This window comes from Flavobacterium flavipigmentatum (assembly GCF_020911905.1).
In the GTDB taxonomy this organism is placed as follows: Bacteria; Bacteroidota; Bacteroidia; order Flavobacteriales; family Flavobacteriaceae; genus Flavobacterium; species Flavobacterium flavipigmentatum.
The window spans coordinates 2,277,801-2,299,181 of the sequence record NZ_CP087133.1 but is presented as its reverse complement, the minus strand read 5'-3'; the positions used below and the strand labels follow the sequence as shown (position 1 = coordinate 2,299,181).

Sequence of the window (21,381 nt, the reverse complement as noted above, 5' to 3'; positions counted from 1 at the left end):
AATCATTTTCTTTTTTGGTGAAAAAATACCAGAAAAGCTGACAAACTCGAACCCTAATGAAAAATTATTTTATAAAAATTGTCTTGTCATTCCTGGTACTTTCTTTAGTGATTAACTGTAAAAGTTTCAAAAAAACTATTTCAGATGCTGATCTTGAGAAAGAGATTTTATCAAGAAATCAGGAAATATATACCCAAAAAACAAAGGCCGAAAAAGTTGCTTTTTTTAAAGATACGGATTCTGAAAAAAAGTGGGCAGACAGTATTTATCAACAAATGACACTGGATGAGAAAGTGGGTCAGTTGTTCATGGTTTCGGCATATTCAAACAAAGACAGCCTTCATAGTCAGAAAATCGATAAACTTATTGAAGATTTCAAAATCGGAGCTCTGATTTTCTTTCAAGGCGGGCCGGTTCGTCAGGCAAAATTGACCAACAGATACCAATCCAAGTCAAAAATCCCTTTGTTTATAGGCATTGATGCAGAATGGGGACTAAGCATGCGCCTTGATTCTACCTACCGATATCCCTGGAATATGACTTTGGGAGCTATTCAGGATCTAAAATTATTAGAAGAAGTTGGCCAGCACATGGGCAGCGAAAGCAAACGCCTGGGTGTACACTTTAATTTTGCCCCAGTTCTGGATATTAATACCAATCCTGAAAATCCTATTATTGGCAATCGCTCTTTTGGAGAAACAAAAAGCAATGTCGCCAACAAAGCCATTGCATTGATGAAAGGTGCTCAAACTCATGGTGTATTTTCGACAGGAAAACATTTTCCGGGACATGGAGACACCTCAACAGATTCGCATAAAACCTTACCAACTGTCGCTTTTACAAAAGAGCGAATTGATCTGGTCGAATTATATCCTTTTAAGCGTCTGTTTGATGAAGGAATGGCTTCTGTAATGGTCGGACATCTCAATATTCCGAGTTTAGAAACCACTGAAAACATGCCTACTTCGGCTTCGTATAATGTCGTGACCACCTTACTGCAAAAGCAATTAGGTTTTGAAGGACTTATTATTACCGATGGTTTGGGCATGAAAGGTGCTGCGAACTTCAAAGGGCCGGGAGATCTTGATCTTGCTGCTTTTCTTGCAGGTAATGACATCCTGCTTTGCCCCGAAGATGTGCCATTGGCGGTACAAAAGATAAAGACGGCCTATCATGACAGAATTGTTACTGAAGATCGTTTGGCACATTCGGTTAAAAAAATATTGCATTATAAGTATAAAATTGGGCTACATAACTTTAAACCCATCGGCACCAAAACTTTATATGCTGATCTGAATGCGCCCGAAAATGATGCTTTGCAATATAAATTATTCGAAAATGCCATAACGGTTTTAAAAAATAAATCTGAAATACTTCCGATACAAAATCTAAATCAAAAAATTGCTTACGTAAAATTAGGTGATGATACCAATAGTGCTTTTGTCTCAACGCTAAAAAAATATACAAATGTCACCGAAGTCTCGAATACCAATGTAGATTCTTTAAACCTCGAATTAAAAAAATACAAAACCGTAATTGTCGGTTTCCACAAATTGGACAAAGCATGGGAAAAACACGATTTTAGTGAAATTGAATTGTTTTGGTTGAAAAAAATCGCTGAACAAAACGATGTTATTTTAGATGTTTTTACCAAACCGTATTCTTTATTGTCGATTCCGAATTTTGATGATATAGAAGGGGTGGTAGTTTCGTACCAAAATTCAAATATTAGTCAAATTGTTTCGGCAGAATTGATTTTTGGAGCTGTTAGTGCAAAAGGAAAACTGCCCGTTTCTATCCATAATTTTTTTGATGTGAATGATGGCATAACGAACAAAAAAATAAATCGATTGGGCTTTACATCTCCCGAAAATGAAAACATGAGTTCTGCTACTTTGTCCAAAATTGATGCGATTGCATCAAAAGCGATACAAGGTAAAATGGCACCCGGAATGCAAGTGCTTGTCGCTAGAAGAGGAAAAGTAATTTTTCAGAAATCATACGGAAATCAAACGTATGATAACTCGCCAAAAGTAACCGATACCGATTTGTATGATGTGGCATCCATCTCAAAAATTATTGCCACACTTCCGAATGTAATGCAACTTTATGATCAGAAAAAAGTACAACTGGATACACCGCTCAAAACGATGTTACCTTATTTTTCAGGTAGTAACAAAGAAAATATTCCTTTTAAAAACCTACTTTCGCACTACGCCGGTCTTCAGGCCTGGATTCCGTTTTACAAAGCTACTTTGGATAAAAATAATAATCCGCTGACGAAATATTATAGCAAAACAGCCACTGCTGCATTTTCTACAAAAGTAGCCGATAGTCTTTTTATTCGAAATGATTATCATGATACGATTATGAAGATCATCAAAGACACGCCTTTATCACTAAAAAAAGAATACCGATATAGTGATTTTACCTTTATTATTTTAAAAGAATATTTAGAGCATCAAACTAAAAAAAGCCTGCAATCGTTGACTCAGGAACATTTTTACAATACTCTCGGAATGAATTATACCACCTACAATCCGTTAGAAAAGTTTGATAAAAAGGTAATTGCGCCAAGCGAAATAGACAACTATTACAGACACCAAACGGTTCAAGGCTATGTGCACGATATGGCAGCCGCTATGGAAGGCGGAATTGCAGGACATGCAGGAGTTTTTTCGAATGCGATGGATGTTGCCAAAATGATGCAATTGTTTTTGCAAAAAGGAAATTACGGTGGAATTAACTATTTTTCGCCCGAAACTTTTGATGTTTTCAACACCTGCCATTTTTGTTCTGAAGGAGTCGAAAGAGGTTTAGGTTTTGATAAAAGATTAGGAAAAGACGGCCCAACTTGTCAATGCGTTTCTAAGTCAAGTTTTGGCCACACTGGTTTTACAGGTAATATGGTTTGGGTTGACCCGGAAACAGAAATCGTGTATGTGTTTTTATCAAACAGGACGTATCCCGAAGTTTCCGCCGCTGGAAACACATTGGCCAAAGAAAAGATTAGAGAAGATATACAACAAATTATTCAGGACGCTATTCTGAAATAATCTAAAATATAGTCTAAAACAAGTCGCCATTTATCTTTTTAAACTGATGAATGGCGAACTTGTTTTATAAAACGTTTAACCCCGCATCAACAAAATTCTTGACTTTAGGACTTTTAGGGTTCAAGTCTGTAATTACGGCATGCAACTGCTCTAATCCGCAGACTTTATGCATCATTTTTCCGTTTATTTTATCAGATGTTGCCATCGCAATTACTTTTCCGGAAGCTTTGATCATTTCCTTTTTTACCACAGAAACTTCATAGCCCATCTCTGTAAGCCCTTGATTTTCATCAATACTACTTACTCCCAAAAAGCAAATATCGGCTTTGATTTTTGATAAAACCTGAACCACATCGATACCAATGGTTACCATTGCTTTTTTTTGCAGTTTTCCACCAATAAAAATGAGTTCAATATTGGGATGTTGGGATAACTGCATCGCAATTGGCAAACTGTATGTATAGATTGTAGCCGAAAAATCAATCGGAATCAATTTACAGAAAGATAAATTGGTTGTTCCACCACTCATAATAATTACCTGGCCATCACTTAAAAAAGAAAGCGCTTTTTGACCCACAATAATCTTTTTATCTTCGTTAATTATATTAATATCAAAAACATTTTTGGATTTATCTTTTACTAAAAAAGCACCCCCATATACTTTGTTTATCAGTCCTTTATTGTTTAATTCGTTAAAATCTCTTCGGATTGTGTCTTCAGAAATTTCTAACTCTAGAGCAAGATCAATAGTGTTGATTTTTTCAACTTCTTGAAATTTATTCATGATGTACTGATGTCTCTCGCGTTTCAACATTTATTATAATTTTTTTTCAAATATAAAACTTAATGCGTTATTCTGCACTTTTTAAGAAAGCTATTTTGGCGTAAATTAGCTTCGCCAAAAGTACTAAAAATCGAGCAACATCAATGCGTTTTTATGCATTTTTATATTATTATTTATAATTTTATGCATAAATTTGCAAATTAGTAATAAAGTTTATATATTTCCATTCTCTAACCAATCAAATATTTTTTAATATGAAAAAACTATTATTTATTTTATTTGGAATTATTTTGTTTGCGCAGCCCATTTTTGCACAGACAAAAACGATAACCGGAACGATTATAAGTACGACAGACAATCTCCCTTTGCCAGGAGTTTCGGTTCTTATTGAAGGAACTTCAAAGAGTACGGTAACAGATTTAGACGGAAACTTTAGCATTGCAGCAAACGAAAACGACAACCTGATTTTTAGTTTTATCGGGTTTGCTTCAAAAAAAATTAAAGTTACACAAAATACAGGTTTGCTGAACATTCAAATGAAAGAAGAACTTAACACGCTTTCTGAAGTTGTCGTTCTGGGTTCTACGGTAAGAGCTACCCGAAAAGAGCTAGGAAACGCCGTAACCAGTATCAAAGCAGAAGATTTGGTCAAAGCGCAACCTGGGGGTTTATCCACAGCTTTACAAGGAAAAATTGCTGGAGCACAAGTTTCTCAAAACTCGGGAGATCCCGCAGGAGGTTTTAGCATAAAACTTAGAGGAACATCTTCTATCTTAGGCTCATCCGACCCATTGTATGTTATTGATGGTGTTGTTTTGAACAATGCTACCACAAATGTAACCAACTTGAATGTGTCTACAGGAAACTCAAATATGCAGATTGGTCAAAACAGATCGGCAGATATCAATCCGAACGATATTCAAAGCATTGAAGTTTTAAACGGAGGAGCCGCAGCTGCCATTTACGGATCAAGAGCGGCCAATGGTGTCGTTTTGATTACGACCAAAAAAGGAGTTGCTGGCGAGACAAAATATACTTTTTCGACGAGTATGACGTCTAATAGCATTCGTAAAAAAGTTGATGTAAACCGGTCTAATAAACAATTTATAAGTACTTCTCCTGCCCTATTCCCTATTCAGGGAAATCCTGCAAGTCCAACTACTGTAAATGTCCTAGGAAGAGATCTTGAAACGCGAACGATAGACGTACAACGTTACGATTATCAGGATGCTATTTTTACAACCGGAATTGGTACAGATACTTATTTCTCTGCCCAAGGCGGTGATGAAAAAACCAAATATTTTGCTTCGCTTGGTTATTTGGTAAACGAAGGAATTGTAAAAAATACCGATTTTAAAAGAGCCGGAGCAAAAATTAGACTGAAACATGATTTTAATGACAAACTCTCGGCTACGATGGGACTGAATTATGTAAATTCCAGTTCTAACGAAAAACCAGACGGAAACGTTTTTTGGAGCCCAATAAACGCTATCAATATTACCAATAATACCTATAATATCAGTGCAAGAGACGCTAATGGTAATTTGTTGGCTGTGGATCCCAATAGAATCAATCCTTTGTCAATTATTGAAACATTCAAAATAAAACAAAATACAGACCGCATTATCTCGGATTTACAATTGAATTATACTCCTTTTAAAAACTTCAATGCCGACCTCATTTTTGGTATCGACAATTACAATCAGAGAGGAAACGTTTACATCCCGAGATACCCGTACGCGCCTGTTAACCCTACTTATTACAACGACGGTTATGTTTCTGAAGCAACCAACAGAGTGGTTCAGTTTAATAATGATTTGAATTTAAGATACCTTTGGAATATCAATTCTAACTGGAAAGCCACAACCTTTGGGGGCTACAACATCCAGACCTACCGAGATAATTTTGCCGCTATTGAAGGCCGAAATCTAAAACCTTTTGTCGAAACTATTAATGCTTTTAATACTTTGATTCCGGGTTCGCCAAGTGCCAGCCAATCTAAGTATAATTTATGGGGTTATTATTTGCAGGAAACCATCGGATTTAAAGAAAAATTATATGTTACCATTGCCGGAAGACAAGATGCTTCTACTATTTTTTCCAAAGATAATAGGTCGCAGTTTTACCCAAAAGCAAGTGTGAGTTACGTTCTTTCAGACGAACCATTTATGCAAAACATTGACAATGTATTGAGCACAGCTCGTCTGAGAGGTTCATGGGGAAAATCCGGTAGTTTAACTGCCATTAAACCTTATGCCCGTTTTACAAACTATTCAACAGGAACGCTGCTTGGCAACACCACTTTTACCATAGAAGGCTTTAAACAAGGAAACTTAGACTTAAAACCAGAAAGAAGCGCAACGTACGAAATTGGTGGTGATTTTGGTTTTATAAAAGATCGACTCAATCTATCTTTTAGCTACTACAATGCCGATATCGAAGACTTGTTATTACCAGTACAATTGGCGGCTTCTCAAGGCGCAACCAATACCATTCAAAATATTGGTCAGATGAATAACAAAGGATTTGAATTTAATTTGAAATATGCTTTAATTCAAAAAGAAAAAGTAAATCTTGATGTTTTTGTAAACTATAGTTCCAACAGAAACAAAGTCACAGGATTACCTCAACAACGTTTCAAACTTGACAGTAATCTTGCGGGAGCACCTGTATTTGTTGAGAGAGACCGACCAATTGGTATTTTTTACGGAACTTATTTTGCCCGAAATTCTGATGGCAGCCTGCTTTTAACTCCAACCGGATATCCTCAAACCGAAAAAGGTGATGTAAATACAGGAACACCGCAAAGAGATGCTTCGGGACAACCAACAGGAACGATTCTGAACAAAGAAATCGGAAACCCAAACCCGGATTATATTATTTCGTTTGGAGCTAATTTTAATTATAAAAAATTCGGATTATCGATTCTTTTTGATGGTGTGCAAGGCGTAGACGTTTTTGATGCAGATTACAGAACCAGACAAGGAGTCGGGTCAGGAACAATTGTGGCGCAAGAACTTAACGGTGAGTTGCCTCGCGGTTATATCTGGTCTGTTTATAACGTAGAAGAATTTAGAGTTGTTGACGGAAGTTATCTTAAATTAAGAGAAATTTCACTTAATTATTCTTTCGGAAAATTAAATAGCTTTTTTGATGATTTGACAGTTACAGCTAGTGGCAGAAACTTAATTTCTTGGGATAATTTTACCAGTTTTGATCCAGAAACGAACTCTGGCGGACAATCTTCGGTAGCCAAATATAACTTTGGTACTGTACCAATTCCGAGTTCGTATTCTGTAGCATTGAAATTTCAATTTTAATTTAAAAAGAAAAAAATCATGAAAAAGATATTGATCCCTATATTGAGTGTTACGTTACTTTTTGCTGGCTGCAGCGAAGATTATTTAGACCCAACAAAACCATCACAAGAGTTGGTTATAGGCACAAGAGACGGCATTATTGGTGTCGCAAACGGTTTGCAACAACTTTGGAGTGTAGACAGAATTAGCCCCGTTTATACGACCATTACAGGAAACGGATTTACGACAAAAGAATTGCGATTACTTAATGCCGGAAACGTAGACGAGGGAGAACTTTCTGTGGGAGGCCAAGTATTATCTACCAAAAATGGTGTAGTCAACAACTTGTGGTCACAATGTTTGATTATAAATTCTGAATCTCAAAAAGTACTTGACAATATCAATATCCTGACTGTAGAAAACGAAAAAGCAAGTGTATTTGCTCATGCCTCGATTTTTAAAGCCTTGGCTCTTTCTACTTTAGTCCAGTATTTTGAAAGTGTTCCATTAAAAACAGCAAAAAATGCCTCTTTTAATACGAGAGCTGAAGTTTTGAATACTGCAATCGAAACTCTAAAAGCAACCGAATCTTCTCTTGATAAAGCAACAGGTTTTACAGGATTGGCCAACAGCCTTAATTACAAAAATACCGTTTATGCACTTTTGGCAAGAATCTATTTGATAGCAGGAGATCATGATAACGCCCTAAAATATGCCAATTTAGTAGATTTGAATGTAAAATCTGTTTTTGGTTATGATCAAATTGGTGTAAACCCAATTGCATTTGTGTCGATCACCACCAACAATGTTTTTCAACCGATTGATTTGACTTTGGGATTACCAACTGCTCTGACTCCTGATTCTTCAGACGGAAGATTGAATTTTTACATCAAACCGGGTTCTAATCCTACCACAGCGACAGGTTTTTTTGATACAAATATTAAGTCGATTCCTGTCTATTTACCCGGAGAAATAATGTTGATAAAAGCAGAAGCTTATGCCCGAAAAGACAATGTTCCTCAAGCTATTATAGAACTCAATAAAGTATTGACCAAAACTGCTGCGACAGATGTTTATGGCATTGGCGCCAACCTTCCTCCTTATGCAGGAATAGTTACAAAAGAGGCAGTTTTGGAACAAATTTATAGAAATCGTTGTATCGAAATGTACATGTCCGGTTTAAAACTCGAAGACAGCCGAAGATTTAATCGTCCTGGCGCAGGAGTTACAGGAGCAGAAAGAAACCGTAACTGGTATCCTTATCCGGATTCTGAGAGAAATAACAATACTAATACACCTGCTGATCCATCAGTATAACTCCCATAAAATTGGGGTGGTACACGATTAATCACCCCGGTTTTTTACATTAATAACAATTCATCTATCATGAAAAACCAACATCCTGAAACTGAACAAGAATCTTTGTACAAAGATTTAGATCAAATGAGCGTTCTGGACCTTCTGACTAACATTAATAAAGAAGATCAAAAAGTACCACAAATCATCGAAAAACAAATCCCGAAGATTGAAAAATTGGTAAAAGCAATTGTAAAAAAAATGCAGCTTGGAGGAAGATTGTTTTACATAGGAGCCGGAACTTCAGGCAGAATCGGCATTCTCGATGCTTCAGAATGTCCTCCGACTTTTGGTGTTCCGGATGACATGATTATTGGTATTATTGCGGGTGGCGATACTGCGATTAGAAAGGCTGTAGAAAACGCCGAAGATGATGTGGAGCAAGCCTGGAGAGACTTAGAGAAACACCAGATTTCTAGTTTAGATTTTATTATCGGGATTGCTGCATCTGGAAATACTCCTTATGTATTGGGCGGCCTTAAAAAAGCCAAAGAACACAACATCAAAACAGGCAGTATTTCCTGCAACAGTTCAGGGCTGATTGCTCAGGTGGCAGATCATCCGATAGAACTTGTTGTAGGGCCAGAATTCCTTACGGGAAGTACGCGCATGAAAGCGGGAACTGCCCAAAAACTAGCACTAAACATGATTTCTACGTCGGTTATGATCAAGTTAGGAAAAGTAAAAGGCAACAAAATGGTCGATATGCAATTGTCTAACGAAAAGTTAGTCAAAAGAGCAATAAAAATGATTATGGAAGAACTGCATGTCGAACAAAATCTGGCTGCCGAATTGCTTGAAAAACACAAAAGCGTACGAGCTGTTTTGTTAGAAATGAACAAAAAATAGTAATTTTATAACCACCAATACCCTAAAAATGTCATCAAGTACAATTCTAATTTTTATTGTTGTTTACTTCGGCCTTTTGCTTTTTATATCACACATAATTGGCAAAAAAGGACAAGACAATGATTCTTTTTTTAAAGCAAATAAAAACTCCAAATGGTACTTAGTGGCTTTCGGAATGATTGGTACTGCACTTTCTGGTGTGACTTTTATTTCTGTTCCAGGAGAAGTGGGATCGCCAAACGGAGAACAATTTAAATACTTTCAATTTGTCTTAGGCAATGCAATTGGCTTTATAGTGGTAGCTACAGTTTTGCTTCCTTTATATTATCGAATGAATCTGACCTCTATTTACAGCTATATCGAGAAAAGAATGGGCACAAAAAGTTATAAAACTGCTGCCTCTATTTTTCTGGTAAGTCGCACGGTTAGTTCGGCATTTAGACTGTATCTCGTTATTATTGTTTTGCAACGTTATGTTTTTGATTATTATGGAATTCCGTTTCCGATGACAGTGTTTTTTGCCCTCGCACTTATCTTTTTATACACCTACAAAAGTGGTCTCAAAACCATTATTATTACCGATACTTTACAAACATTCTTTCTCGTAACTTCTGTTTTTATAACCATTTATTTTGTTTGCGACAGCTTGAATCTGAGCGTAATTGAATCTATTTCGACCATAAAAGAAAGCAATTATTCTAAAGTATTTTTCTTTGATGATTTCTTTACAAGCAGGTACCATTTTGTCAAACAAATTTTGGGCGGAATTTTTGTTACCATAGCAATGGTAGGGCTTGACCAGGATTTAATGCAAAAAAACATCAGCTGCAAAAACATCAAAGAAGCACAAAAAAACATGTTTACTTTTACCGCCATTTTTGTTATTATCAATATTATTTTCTTGAGCTTAGGAGCGTTATTGTACATTTATGCCAACCAAAAAGGCATCCAGACACCGATTGATTTTGTATCGGGAAAACCCCGAACAGATTTACTTTTTCCTGAAATCGCTTTAAATCATTTATCAATTGTACCTGCTTTTGTTTTTTTACTAGGAATTATTGCTGCTACTTTTGCCACAACCGACTCGGCTTTGACGGCTCTGACAACCTCTTTCTGCGTTGACTTTTTAGGGATGGACAAATCCGAAAACCTTTCAAATCCTAACAATGTCAAAAAAAGACATTGGGTACATCTCGCTTTTTCAGGATTACTGTTTTTGGTGATTATTGTATTGAACTCTTTTAACGATAGCTCGGTGGTAGCATTGATTTTTAGGGCTGCATCCTACACGTATGGGCCGCTATTAGGTTTGTATGCTTTTGGTTTAATACAAAAATCAAGAACGGTCAACGACAAATTGGTTCCTTATATCTGCATTATTTCCCCTATTCTGACTTATTTTTTAAGTGAAAATTCGAATGCTCTTTTCGGATATATTTTTGATAATGAATTAATAATCATCAATGCATTATTTACCTATATCAGTTTGTTTTTGACCAGTAAAACTTCGAATGAAAAAATATATTTTTAAATCGATTTACGTCTAAAATAATCTATTTTTAACATTTCCAAAATTTCATCTAAAAAGCGATTGCATCAAATTTAATTTCCATGAATAAAAATATTAGCCATCTTTATCAAATTGCGCAAAAAGAATCCCGTAAGATTATCGGACTCATGTCGGGAACATCTCTCGATGGCCTTGATATTGCCTTGTGCGAAATTTCAGGATCTGGACAAAATACAGCCGTAAAACTCCTCGAATTTGAAACGATAATTTATTCTGAAGACATAAAAATTGAAATTCGAAAAGTATTTGCTAAAAAAAATATTGATTTTGAGCAGCTGGTTGTCCTCAACGAATGGATAGGAATTTTGCACGCCAACATGATCAATGATGCTCTGAAAAAATGGAACATTCCTGCATGCGAAGTCGATTTAATTGCTTCACACGGTCAAACGGTATTGCATGCTCCAAAATTTTTGCATCAACTAGAAAAATTTCCAAATGCTACACTGCAAATTGGCGATGGTGACCATATTGCTGTAAAAACAGGTATCGTCACACTCTCTGACTTTAGGCAAAAACACATTGCTGCAGGTGGCGAAGGCGCTCCTCTGGCCGTTTACGGCGATTATTTTATTTTTGGCAAAAAAGGAGAAAATCGCATCATGCTCAACATGGGCGGAATCGCCAATTTTACCTATTTACCAGCATCGTTAAACCCCGAAGAAACTTTTGTTACTGATACCGGAACTGGAAACACTTTAATCGATCTCTTTGTAAAACATAATTTTCCCGAAAAAAGTTACGACAAAGATGCCGAAATTGCTAAAAATGGTAAAGTAAACCAAATTCTTCTTTATCACTTAAAAGACCATGATTTTTTTAGACAAAGCTTTCCTAAAACTATTGGTCCGGAACTTTTTGGCCACGAATATGTACAAAATGCAATGCTAAAAAGCAGTCAAAATTCGATTTCTGTTGAAGATTTATTGGCCACTTTAACTCGTTTTAGTGCTGAAACCATTGCTGAGGCGATTCAGCTAGCGGTAAAAAACACTTCGTATAAAATAGAAGATTTCAAAATTTACATCTCAGGCGGAGGAGCTAATAATCCGTTATTAGTGCGTTGGCTCAAAGAATTATTGCCCTGTCATTTTTATAAAAGTGATGATTTAGGCATTTCCAGCGATGCCAAAGAAGCTGTTTTATTTGCAATTTTAGCCAATGAAACGGTTTCCGGAGGAGCTTTTAATTTTGGAACCAAAAAAGGAATTCCATCTGTCACAATGGGCAAAATTTCACTGCCTGATTAAACAAAACTACTAAAAACTACTTCTAACCACCCAAACCAAACCACAATGAAAGACCGTATCATTTCGATAGATGTTTTAAGAGGACTTACTGTTATTATGATGACTATTGTCAATAATCCCGGCAGTTGGTCGCATGTTTTTCCGCCATTGCTTCATGCCGAATGGAATGGCTGCACACCTACCGACCTCGTATTTCCTTTTTTCGTTTTCATCATGGGAGCCGCGATTCCATTGGCTATTCCGTATAAAAAATTTGATGCCGAAGTTTTTGGAAAAATACTGGTACGATCATTACGAATTATTTGCTTAGGTCTTTATCTGAATTTCTTTAATCGAATTGATATTTTTGAACTCTCAGGAATTCCTTTATTACTAGCCAAATTAGTTTTGACTTTTGCAGTCGGCTATGCCTTGATGGGTAGTTTTCCACAAAAAATAAAAATATTGCTAGTTACTATAATTTTTTCCGGCTTTATAATATTGGCTTACAGCGGTATCGAAGCCTACCAAGACGTTAGGCTTCCCGGTGTTTTACAACGTATCGGAATCGTTTATTTTTTCTCTGCTATCATTTATCTACAAACTTCTATAAGAATGCAATTTATTATTGTTGCGGGATTACTTTTGGGCTATTGGGCACTCATGACCCTTATTCCTGTGCCTAATATTGGGTATGCCAATCTTGACCCCGGAACCAATTTATCGGCTTGGTTAGACCACCTAATTCTCGAGAATCACATGTATATCGAAACTAAAACCTGGGATCCGGAAGGGCTGTTAAGCACCATTCCCGCCATTGGAACGGGTTTACTGGGTGTAATCATAGGTCAAACATTTAACAGCAGTGCATCGCCAACAGAAAAAGCAAAAAAAATGGCGATAATAAGTATAATTTTAATCGTTTTAGGACTACTATGGTCAATGGTTTTCCCAATAAACAAATCCATCTGGACAAGTTCGTATGTTTTATTTGCCGCTGGATTTACAACTCTGTTTCTAACTTTTTTTTATTATATAATTGATATTAAAAACAGGCAAAAAGGAACCCAGCTTTTTGTAATTTGGGGTGTTAATCCTATGATTGTTTTCTTTGGTTCCGGAATCATTCCGCGCATGCTCTCGATGATTACCTTCGAAAATCCGAAGGAAATTGACGCTACCATCAATCTCCAGAATTATCTTTATCAATATTGGATAGTACCTTTTTTTACCAATCCAATGATGGCATCTCTGGCGGGAGCGCTAGTGTACGTGCTGATTTGGTTCGGAATCTTATGGGTTTTCTATAAAAACAAACTCATTTTTAAAGTATAATTATTCACAAAAAAAGAAGAAAAATATTTCAAAATTATAATTTCTTATAGTCCGCTAAAAAAACTATTTTTGATTTCAGTTTAAATAAAGATTACAATGCATAAAAATCAATACCTAATACCTCTAATTCTGCTTTTATTATCCTTTGGATGGAACGTCAATTCGCAAGATAAAAACAGGCATCCTAAAAACGAATTTAGAGGAGTCTGGATTGCCACTGTCGTGAATATTGACTGGCCAAAAACCAATGCTGATGGTGTTGAAAAAGAAAAAGCCGACTATCTGGAAATTCTAGAAACGTATAAAAAACTCAATTATAACGCTGTAATTGTACAAATTAGAAGCGTTGGTGATGCTTTTTACGCATCTGACCTTGCTCCGTGGTCGCGTTTCCTTACTGGAAAAGAAGGACAGGCGCCTAACCCAAATTATGACACACTGGCCTGGATGATTGAGCAGGCTCACGTGAGAGGTTTTGAGTTTCATGCCTGGATGAATCCGTATCGTGCTACTTTCGACTTAAATAAACAACTTTTAAGCGCGAATCATGACGCCAATAAACATCCCGAATGGATGATTGAATACGCCGGAAAAATTTATTACGATCCCGCTTTGCCCGAAGTTCAGGAACATTTAACCAAAATTGTTAAGGAAGTAGTCGACAAATATGATGTGGATGCAATTCATTTTGACGATTATTTTTATCCTTATACCGTACCCGGAAAACAATTTAACGACAGCAACTCATTCAAAAAATACGGAAACGGAATGACTATTGGGGATTTTCGTCGAGCGAATGTGAGCAACTTTGTACACACAATTGCGACAACGATAAAAGCATCAAAACCCTGGGTACAATTTGGCATCAGCCCGTTTGGTGTTTGGCGCAATAAAACGATGGATCCTAAAGGTTCAGACACACAATCGGGACAAACAAATTATGATGATTTGTATGCCGATCCTCTTTTATGGATGGACCAAAAGTGGATTGACTACATTGTGCCACAGTTGTACTGGAGCATTGCACATCCAAAAGTTTCGTATGCAAAATTGCTGAAATGGTGGTCTGAAAACTCCAATAATACTGCTATTTATATCGGAAATAGTTCTTATAAAGTGAGGGCTGACAGCGATAAAAGCTGGAACTTTTTAACCGAAATACCAAACCAAATTGATTTGACCAGAACCTATCCAAATGTGCAAGGAAATGCTTTTTTTAGCGCCAAATCTTTTGTCAACAAAAATTTTGATGTGGTACGTCATTTAGAAGAAAATCAATATAAATATCCTGCATTGCCGACTGCTGTACCCAACTTAAAACAGGTTATTATTGATACTCCATTAGTAAATGAATTTGTCAAAGACAGCACTTATTATACTTTCAACATCAAATATCCTTTTAACACAAAAGTGCGTTATATGGTCGTTTATGGAGCCGAAGATGCTTCAAAACTTGATGTAAATGATGCATCGCAAATTGTTTCCAAAATATTAGTTTATGAAAACACGGGTACTATTTCGTTTTCTTTACCAAAAGAAAAAATGAATCTCTATAAAGTTTGTGCTGTCACATTTATTGATTATTTTGCAAACGAAAGTAGCCCAACTGTTATTGATTTGAACACACCTTTTAAAATAAACCTACCTGTACAAACTGATGAAAACAGATAATCAACCGTGGTTTTGGATTCCGTTGCTCAATTTTGCCTCTGGATTTCCTTATATCATCATAACATCGGTATCGGTATTGATGTACAAAAAATTAGGCATCAATAATGAAGATATTGGCGCTTACACCAGTTTATTGTATCTTCCGTGGGTGATCAAACCGCTGTGGAGTCCTTTTATCGACTTACACGGAACTAAAAGAAAATGGTTTTTGTCAATGCAGTTGTTTATTTCCATCGCCTTTTTAGTAGTTGGCATCACCATTCCGCTCAACTACTTTTTTTTCTTGACTTTAGCGATTTTTTCGGTTGCTGCTTTTGCTTCTGCCTCTAATGATGTTGCAACGGATGGTTTTTATTTATTAGCTTTAAAAAAAGAACAACAATCCCTTTTTCTCGGCATTAGAAATACCTGCTACCGATTAGCGATGCTTACAGGTCAAGGACTTATTGTGCTTTTGGCCGGGTATCTGGAGCATAAATATGGTGACAATACAAAAGCATGGTCGTACACCATGATTGTGGTGAGTATCGTGATGATTTTCCTGACCGTATACAATTTCTTTTCGACACCAAAAATTGAAGAAAACACACTAGCGACAAAGAGTGCAGACGAACAAAAAAACTTTATTTCGGTATTTGCGAGTTTCTTCAAAAAGAAACAAATTGGTTTGGTTTTGGCGTTTATACTTGTTTTTAGATTGGGAGAATCCCAATTGCTTAAAATGTTAACTCCGTTTTTAGTCGATCCAAAAAGTGCCGGCGGAATGGGTTTAGACACCGAAGATGTTGGAGTAATTTACGGTACTTTTGGCTTAATAGCCTTATTGGCAGGCGGCGTTTTAGGCGGGATCGCTATTTCTAAACAAGGTCTTACAAAATGGTTTTTACCGATGATACTTACGATGCACTTACCCATTCTGGGATTTGTTTTATTGTCTCATTTTCATCCCGAATCAATTTATTATATTTACGCAGTAGTTATTTTAGAACAATTTGGTTACGGTTTTGGCTTTGCCTCTTTTATGATGTTCTTAATTTATGTAGCCGAAGGAGAATCAAAAACATCACATTATTCAATAGCAACAGGTTTTATGGCATTAGGAATGATGCTTCCGGGAATGTTAAGTGGTTACATACAGCAATATTTAGGATACGGAAATTTCTTTATCTGGGTATTTCTAGCCACAATTCCGGGTATTATCTTATCACGTTTTTTAATTTTTCCGAAAGATTACGGAAAAAAATCTGAAGAAGTTTAACCCCAAATCAAACATCTCATATTATGGAAATCAACGAAAATTTGCAGGCCGAACGAAACCTAAAAGGAACAGAGTTCGAAAAAACAGGAAATTTTGAAAAAGCAATTGAATTATATGAGGAAAATGTCAGGGAAGGCTTTAAAGGAAATCATCCTTATGATCGATTGGCAACACTTTATAAAAACCAAAACGATATCGATAACGAAATCCGAATCTTAGAAAAAGCCATTATTGTCTACGAAGAAATTACCATCGAAGACAGGATCGAAGGACTGCCAAAACTCTTTCGATTCAAAAACAGATTAGAAAAAGCAATACACACCAGAAGTTTACTATTGAAACAAAAGAAAAGTAAACTCAAATAAAAGACCGTTAGCATATCCTTATCATGATCAATCAAACAGTAGCCCAAAAAGTTGGACAATTTTTTTTTCCGGCTGTTTTTATAAACGATACCGAAGAGCATATTCAGGAAACTGAACGTTTAATTGCAACGCACAATATTGGTGGGCTCACTTTTTTTCATAGTCGTGCAAGTGCCGCTACAAATTACGAAAGCAAGAAAAAAATAGTTTTTAATGACGATAGTTATCAAAAAATAAAAGAACTGATTGTTCGCTATCAAAAGTGTGCTCCTACTCCGCTTTTGATCAGCATTGATGCCGAATGGGGACTAGCGATGCGTATCGAAAAAACGCCTCAATATCCTTACGCAATCACGTTGGGTGCTTTACCCGAGAAAAAATCAAACTTGGTTTATGAGGTAGGAAAACAAATTGGTCTGGACCTAAAAGCGGCCGGAATACACTACAATTTATCGCCTTTGGCAGACATAAACAACAACCCCAACAATCCAGTAATTGGTTATCGCTCGTTTGGCGAAAACAAAGAAAAAGTAGCCAATTTTGCTGTTGAATATTTACGTGGAATGTCGGATGCTGGTATTTTGGGATGCTTGAAACACTTTCCCGGACACGGAAACACCAATGTCGATTCTCACCTGGGATTACCTGTTTTGAATGAAACTTTGGATGAATTAATGCACAACGAATTGTATCCTTTCATTAAAGGAATAGAAAACAATGTCGACTCTATTATGATCGGTCATCTGGCTGTTCCGAGTTTGAATGACGGCAAAAACACATCGGCAACTTTATCACAAAATGTTATCCAGCATCTTTTGCGCGAGCAATTAGGCTATGACGGATTAGTGATTTCTGATGCTCTGAATATGCACAGCGTTTCGATGTTATACCCGACCAAAGGGCAATTAGAATGGGAAGCTTTTAATGCCGGAAACGATGTTTTATGCTTTGCTGAAAATGTCGCCGAAGGAATCGAAGAAATCCTTAAAAATGCAACTGTGGAACGTATCGAGGAAAGCTTCAAAAGAATCTTAAAATGCAAAGAAAAAGTTGGTCTAATAAACGGTACTTTTAGAGCTTCGGGAGAATTAAATTTTGATAATGCTTCTGCTTTAAACCTAGAAATTGCAGCAAATTCAATTACAAAAATAATTGATAACGCAAATCATGATGTTGTTTTTGAGGCACAGAAAAACAATCAATTAGCCAAACTAAGTTTGTACAAAAATATCGAAAATACGTTTTTTGCCACTTTAAACTCCAACTTAAAATCACCGGAATTTGCCTTCGAAAACCTTGAGAAAACTACTGTTTCCAGTATCGAAAAGAATTTAGAAAACTTCGAAACTATTATTATTTCTTTGTTTGTTCCAAAAGCAAAACCCATGAATAATTTCGAAATTGATGATGACGTTGTAAAGCTGCTTTCCAAATTATTACAAACCAAAAAATGCATTGTCTACGTGTTTGGTAATCCGTATGTTTTACCAATTATTCCAAATCTTAACAAAGCTTCCGGACTGATAGAAGTTTATCAGGATTTTGAAGAATTTCAAAAAAATGCGGCAATACAACTTTTAGAAAACAAAAATTGTTTCGGAAAATTACCCGTAATAATTAACATTCAATAAGTTACAAAGCCAACCTTCTTTAACATAGATACAAACTATCATTGAATAAGTATTAATAATCACACACTATTAGAAGTAAGCCTTCTTGTGAACTACTTTTGTACCATATTAAATTTTAACTTAAAACGAAAAATATGTCTTTAGTAGGAAAAAAATTCCCAAGTATTGCAGTAGATGCTATCTCAGAAATGGGTGACAACTTAAAAATCAATATTTTTGAAGAAGCAGTAAACAACAACAAAAAAGTCCTATTGTTCTGGTATCCAAAAGATTTTACTTTTGTATGTCCAACTGAATTACACGCCTTTCAAGCTGCATTACCTGAATTTGAAAAAAGAAATACAATCGTAATCGGAGCTTCATGTGATACCAACGAAGTACATTTTGCTTGGTTAAACACTCCAAAAAACAATGGTGGAATCGAAGGTGTAACCTACCCAATTTTGGCCGATACCAACCGTAACTTAGCTAACATTTTAGGTATTCTTGACATTGAGGCTACCAGCTATAGCGAAGAAACTGATTCTGTAATCATCGAAGGTTCAAATGTAACTTACAGAGCAACTTACCTTATTGACGAAACTGGAAAAATTTTCCACGAAAGTGTAAACGATATGCCACTAGGTCGTAACGTAAACGAATACTTGCGTATGGTGGATGCTTACACACACATCCAGGTAAAAGGCGAAGTTTGTCCTGCAAACTGGGAAGCTGGTAAAGAAGCAATGAGCGCTGATAGAATTAGTACTGCTGAGTACTTGAGCGCAAACTAGCCTTTTATAAAAGGTACAAAGGTTCATTGGTACATAGTAGCAAAGGTTTTTTACTACTATTTACAAAGTTTAAAAACTTTGTTCCCATGAACCTTTGATACTTAAAAACTCCTTAAAAATATGGTAAAGATCAAACAACAAAGTTTTTTTGTTGCGACATTTTACGAAGTTTTAAAAACTTTGTCTCTCTGAACCTTTGCCGCTTTGAACCTTTAAAAAAAAAACAAATGTTAATCGACTTAAACGAAGATACGTTAGCAGATTTAGTTGCTAAAAACGAAAAAGTAGTAGTACAATATTCAGCTTCATGGTGCGGAAATTGTCGTATTATGAAACCAAAATTCAAAAAATTAGCGACAGAAAATGAAGCGATCACTTTTGTTTTGGTTGATGCTGAAAACTCTCCTGAATCCAGAAAATTAGCCAATGTAAGCAACTTGCCTACTTTTGCTACTTTCGTGAATGGAAAACTGGTTGGCGAAACGCAAACCAACAAACAAGAAGTTTTAACCGACTTGGTAAACGCAATTGCTTAATAAATATTCAATATGAAATTACCAGTAATAAAGCAATTGACTCAATTTATCGAAGAAAACGATCAGGATTACATCATAGAAACCATCGAAGTTCTTGAAGCAATGACCGAAATTCCTTCTCTAAAAGACGAAGAATTAGACGTTATCGGCGAATTGATCTCGAACATGTACGGTGCGCTTGAAGTACACAAGATGGTCGTTCAGGGTATAGACAAAAAAGAAGCTCTAAATGCGTTTATGAAACGTGTTTTAGGCGCTATCGATAAATAATTGAGCACTACAAAACATGACCTTATAAAGCGTTTCTTCATCTAGAAACGCTTTTTTTTTATATCTTAAAATCATACTTTGGGCGAGCCACCATTAGAAAAAGGGGCCAATCTACTTTGTCTTCATTCGCCCCTTTCCCTAATGCTGTCGGGCTGTTTGCGCTACTTCGGTAGCCAGCGTCCATCCCTCTCGCAGTCAAAAGCGAGAAGTAAAAACTTTGCAACAAAAACTGTAATGATACATTTTCTCTTTCACCTCAAAAATAACCCGAAACTTTAGGACGACAAAATTTCAATAGATTTTAATTATTAGATTAGAACAAAACCTACACAATTTAAAGGAAATAAATCCGTTTAAATTCATGAAATTAACGTGCCCAGAACCTGTATCAAGACTAATCTTAAAACTCTACTAATTCTGCGCACAACCGCTAATAAATACTTTTAGATTCAAATATTAATCCTTACTTTTGAACCTCATAAAAAAACAAACAAAATGGCTTCAATAACTTTAGGAGGAAATCCTATTCATACTTCTGGCGAATTACCAACTGTAGGTTCTCAACTTGCTGATTTTAAATTAGTACAAAACGACTTATCAACAGCTTCTTTGAGCACTTTTGCAGGCAAAAAATTAGTTTTAAATATATTTCCAAGCGTTGATACAGGAACTTGTGCCGCTTCTGTTAGAAAATTCAACGAAAGTGCAAGTAAGTTAGAAAATACAACTGTTTTGTGTATTTCTAGAGATTTACCTTTTGCTCAAAAACGTTTTTGTGGTGCAGAAGGACTAGAAAATGTAGTAAACCTATCTGATTTTAAAGAAGGATCTTTCGGTAAAACCAATGGTTTAGAAATTCTAGACGGTCCTTTGGCCGGATTGCATTCAAGAGTTGTAATTGTTGTTGATAGTGATGGAAAAATACTTCATGCCGAACAAGTTGCAGAAATTGCAAATGAGCCTAATTACGAAGCAGCTTTGGCTGTGCTCTAAAACCCAATAAATGGAGTTTAAAAAAGACAATACATTTGTTACAGGACGATTAAAAAGCATGACATATGCGTTTAATGGGGCTGTAAAATTGATACGAACAGAACACAGCATCATGGTACAATTCTCACTGGGAATTTTCATGACCATTGCTGGGTTCTATTTTCATATTTCTCAAACTGAATGGCTGTGTCAAACATTGGCTATCGGCTTAGTAATGAGCATTGAAGGATTGAATACAGCGGTAGAAAAAATTGCCGATTTTATACATCCTAATTACCATGAAAGAATTGGATTTATTAAAGATATTGCTGCAGGAGCAGTATTTTTTGCCGCAATGACAGCGATAGCAATAGGTTTGATAATATATATCCCAAAATTTGTATAGGCAAAAGTAAACGCAAGA

The 21,381-nt window shown here is 36.0% G+C and carries 17 protein-coding genes; 16 read left to right on the top strand and 1 reads right to left on the bottom strand.

The genetic code is table 11. The features are described 5' to 3' along the window. The first annotated feature begins 56 nt into the window (after nt 1-56). Entirely contained in the window at nt 57-3,056 is a 3,000-nt protein-coding gene (locus LNP22_RS10050; RefSeq protein ID WP_229973335.1) for a serine hydrolase domain-containing protein, read from the top strand. Between the two features lie 64 nt (nt 3,057-3,120). Here LNP22_RS10050 and LNP22_RS10045 read toward each other — a convergent pair whose 3' ends face one another. After that, nucleotides 3,121-3,870 (bottom strand): DeoR/GlpR family DNA-binding transcription regulator, encoded by a 750-nt coding sequence (locus tag LNP22_RS10045; protein WP_210665517.1) that lies wholly within the window; start codon nt 3,868-3,870, stop codon nt 3,121-3,123. 224 nt (nt 3,871-4,094) lie between these two features. Here LNP22_RS10045 and LNP22_RS10040 point away from each other — a divergent pair, with 224 nt between their 5' ends. The 15 genes from LNP22_RS10040 (at nt 4,095) to LNP22_RS09970 (ending at nt 21,363) form a co-directional block, all read left to right on the top strand. Next, the gene (locus tag LNP22_RS10040; protein ID WP_229973334.1) at nt 4,095-7,160 is read left to right on the top strand and encodes a SusC/RagA family TonB-linked outer membrane protein; all 3,066 of its coding nucleotides are present in this window, start codon (nt 4,095-4,097) and stop codon (nt 7,158-7,160) included. Between the two features lie 18 nt (nt 7,161-7,178). Then, complete coding sequence (locus LNP22_RS10035) at nt 7,179-8,456, top strand: RagB/SusD family nutrient uptake outer membrane protein (protein WP_229973333.1); 1,278 nt, start codon at nt 7,179-7,181, stop codon at nt 8,454-8,456. Nucleotides 8,457-8,525: 69 nt separating this feature from the next. Then, the gene (gene murQ / locus LNP22_RS10030) at nt 8,526-9,344 is read left to right on the top strand and encodes an N-acetylmuramic acid 6-phosphate etherase (RefSeq protein WP_229973332.1); all 819 of its coding nucleotides are present in this window, start codon (nt 8,526-8,528) and stop codon (nt 9,342-9,344) included. Nucleotides 9,345-9,372: 28 nt separating this feature from the next. Further along, nucleotides 9,373-10,878, top strand: a complete 1,506-nt coding sequence (locus LNP22_RS10025) for a sodium:solute symporter (RefSeq protein ID WP_229973331.1) — start codon at nt 9,373-9,375, stop codon at nt 10,876-10,878. Nucleotides 10,879-10,958: 80 nt separating this feature from the next. Beyond that, on the top strand, nt 10,959-12,167 hold the full coding sequence (locus LNP22_RS10020) for an anhydro-N-acetylmuramic acid kinase (RefSeq protein WP_229973330.1): 1,209 nt from the start codon (nt 10,959-10,961) through the stop codon (nt 12,165-12,167). A gap of 45 nt (nt 12,168-12,212) precedes the next feature. Continuing rightward, nucleotides 12,213-13,481 carry an acyltransferase family protein gene (locus tag LNP22_RS10015; protein ID WP_229973329.1) on the top strand — a complete coding sequence of 423 codons (1,269 nt, stop codon included), beginning with the start codon at nt 12,213-12,215 and terminating at the stop codon, nt 13,479-13,481. Between the two features lie 96 nt (nt 13,482-13,577). Beyond that, entirely contained in the window at nt 13,578-15,152 is a 1,575-nt protein-coding gene (locus LNP22_RS10010) for a glycoside hydrolase family 10-like protein (protein ID WP_229973328.1), read from the top strand. Beyond that, nucleotides 15,139-16,410, top strand: coding sequence for an MFS transporter (locus tag LNP22_RS10005; protein WP_229973327.1), 1,272 nt, complete (start codon nt 15,139-15,141; stop codon nt 16,408-16,410). The genes LNP22_RS10010 and LNP22_RS10005 overlap by 14 nt, the downstream gene beginning before the upstream one ends. 23 nt (nt 16,411-16,433) lie before the next feature. Further along, a complete protein-coding gene (locus LNP22_RS10000) occupies nt 16,434-16,775 on the top strand; it encodes a hypothetical protein (protein ID WP_210665508.1) in 342 nt (113 codons plus the stop codon). Nucleotides 16,776-16,798: 23 nt separating this feature from the next. Then, entirely contained in the window at nt 16,799-18,406 is a 1,608-nt protein-coding gene (locus tag LNP22_RS09995) for a glycoside hydrolase family 3 protein (RefSeq protein WP_229973326.1), read from the top strand. A 134-nt stretch (nt 18,407-18,540) separates the two neighbouring features. Next, nucleotides 18,541-19,179: a peroxiredoxin gene (locus LNP22_RS09990; RefSeq protein ID WP_210665506.1), complete on the top strand. Its 639-nt coding sequence runs from the start codon at nt 18,541-18,543 to the stop codon at nt 19,177-19,179. A gap of 227 nt (nt 19,180-19,406) precedes the next feature. After that, the gene (locus LNP22_RS09985) at nt 19,407-19,715 is read left to right on the top strand and encodes a thioredoxin family protein (protein ID WP_229973325.1); all 309 of its coding nucleotides are present in this window, start codon (nt 19,407-19,409) and stop codon (nt 19,713-19,715) included. A 12-nt stretch (nt 19,716-19,727) separates the two neighbouring features. Next, the gene (locus LNP22_RS09980) at nt 19,728-19,985 is read left to right on the top strand and encodes a DUF6952 family protein (RefSeq protein WP_229973324.1); all 258 of its coding nucleotides are present in this window, start codon (nt 19,728-19,730) and stop codon (nt 19,983-19,985) included. 495 nt (nt 19,986-20,480) lie between these two features. After that, nucleotides 20,481-20,978 (top strand): thiol peroxidase, encoded by a 498-nt coding sequence (gene tpx, locus LNP22_RS09975; RefSeq protein ID WP_229973323.1) that lies wholly within the window; start codon nt 20,481-20,483, stop codon nt 20,976-20,978. Nucleotides 20,979-20,988: 10 nt separating this feature from the next. Beyond that, complete coding sequence (locus LNP22_RS09970; RefSeq protein WP_210665503.1) at nt 20,989-21,363, top strand: diacylglycerol kinase family protein; 375 nt, start codon at nt 20,989-20,991, stop codon at nt 21,361-21,363. The last annotated feature ends 18 nt before the right edge of the window (nt 21,364-21,381 follow it).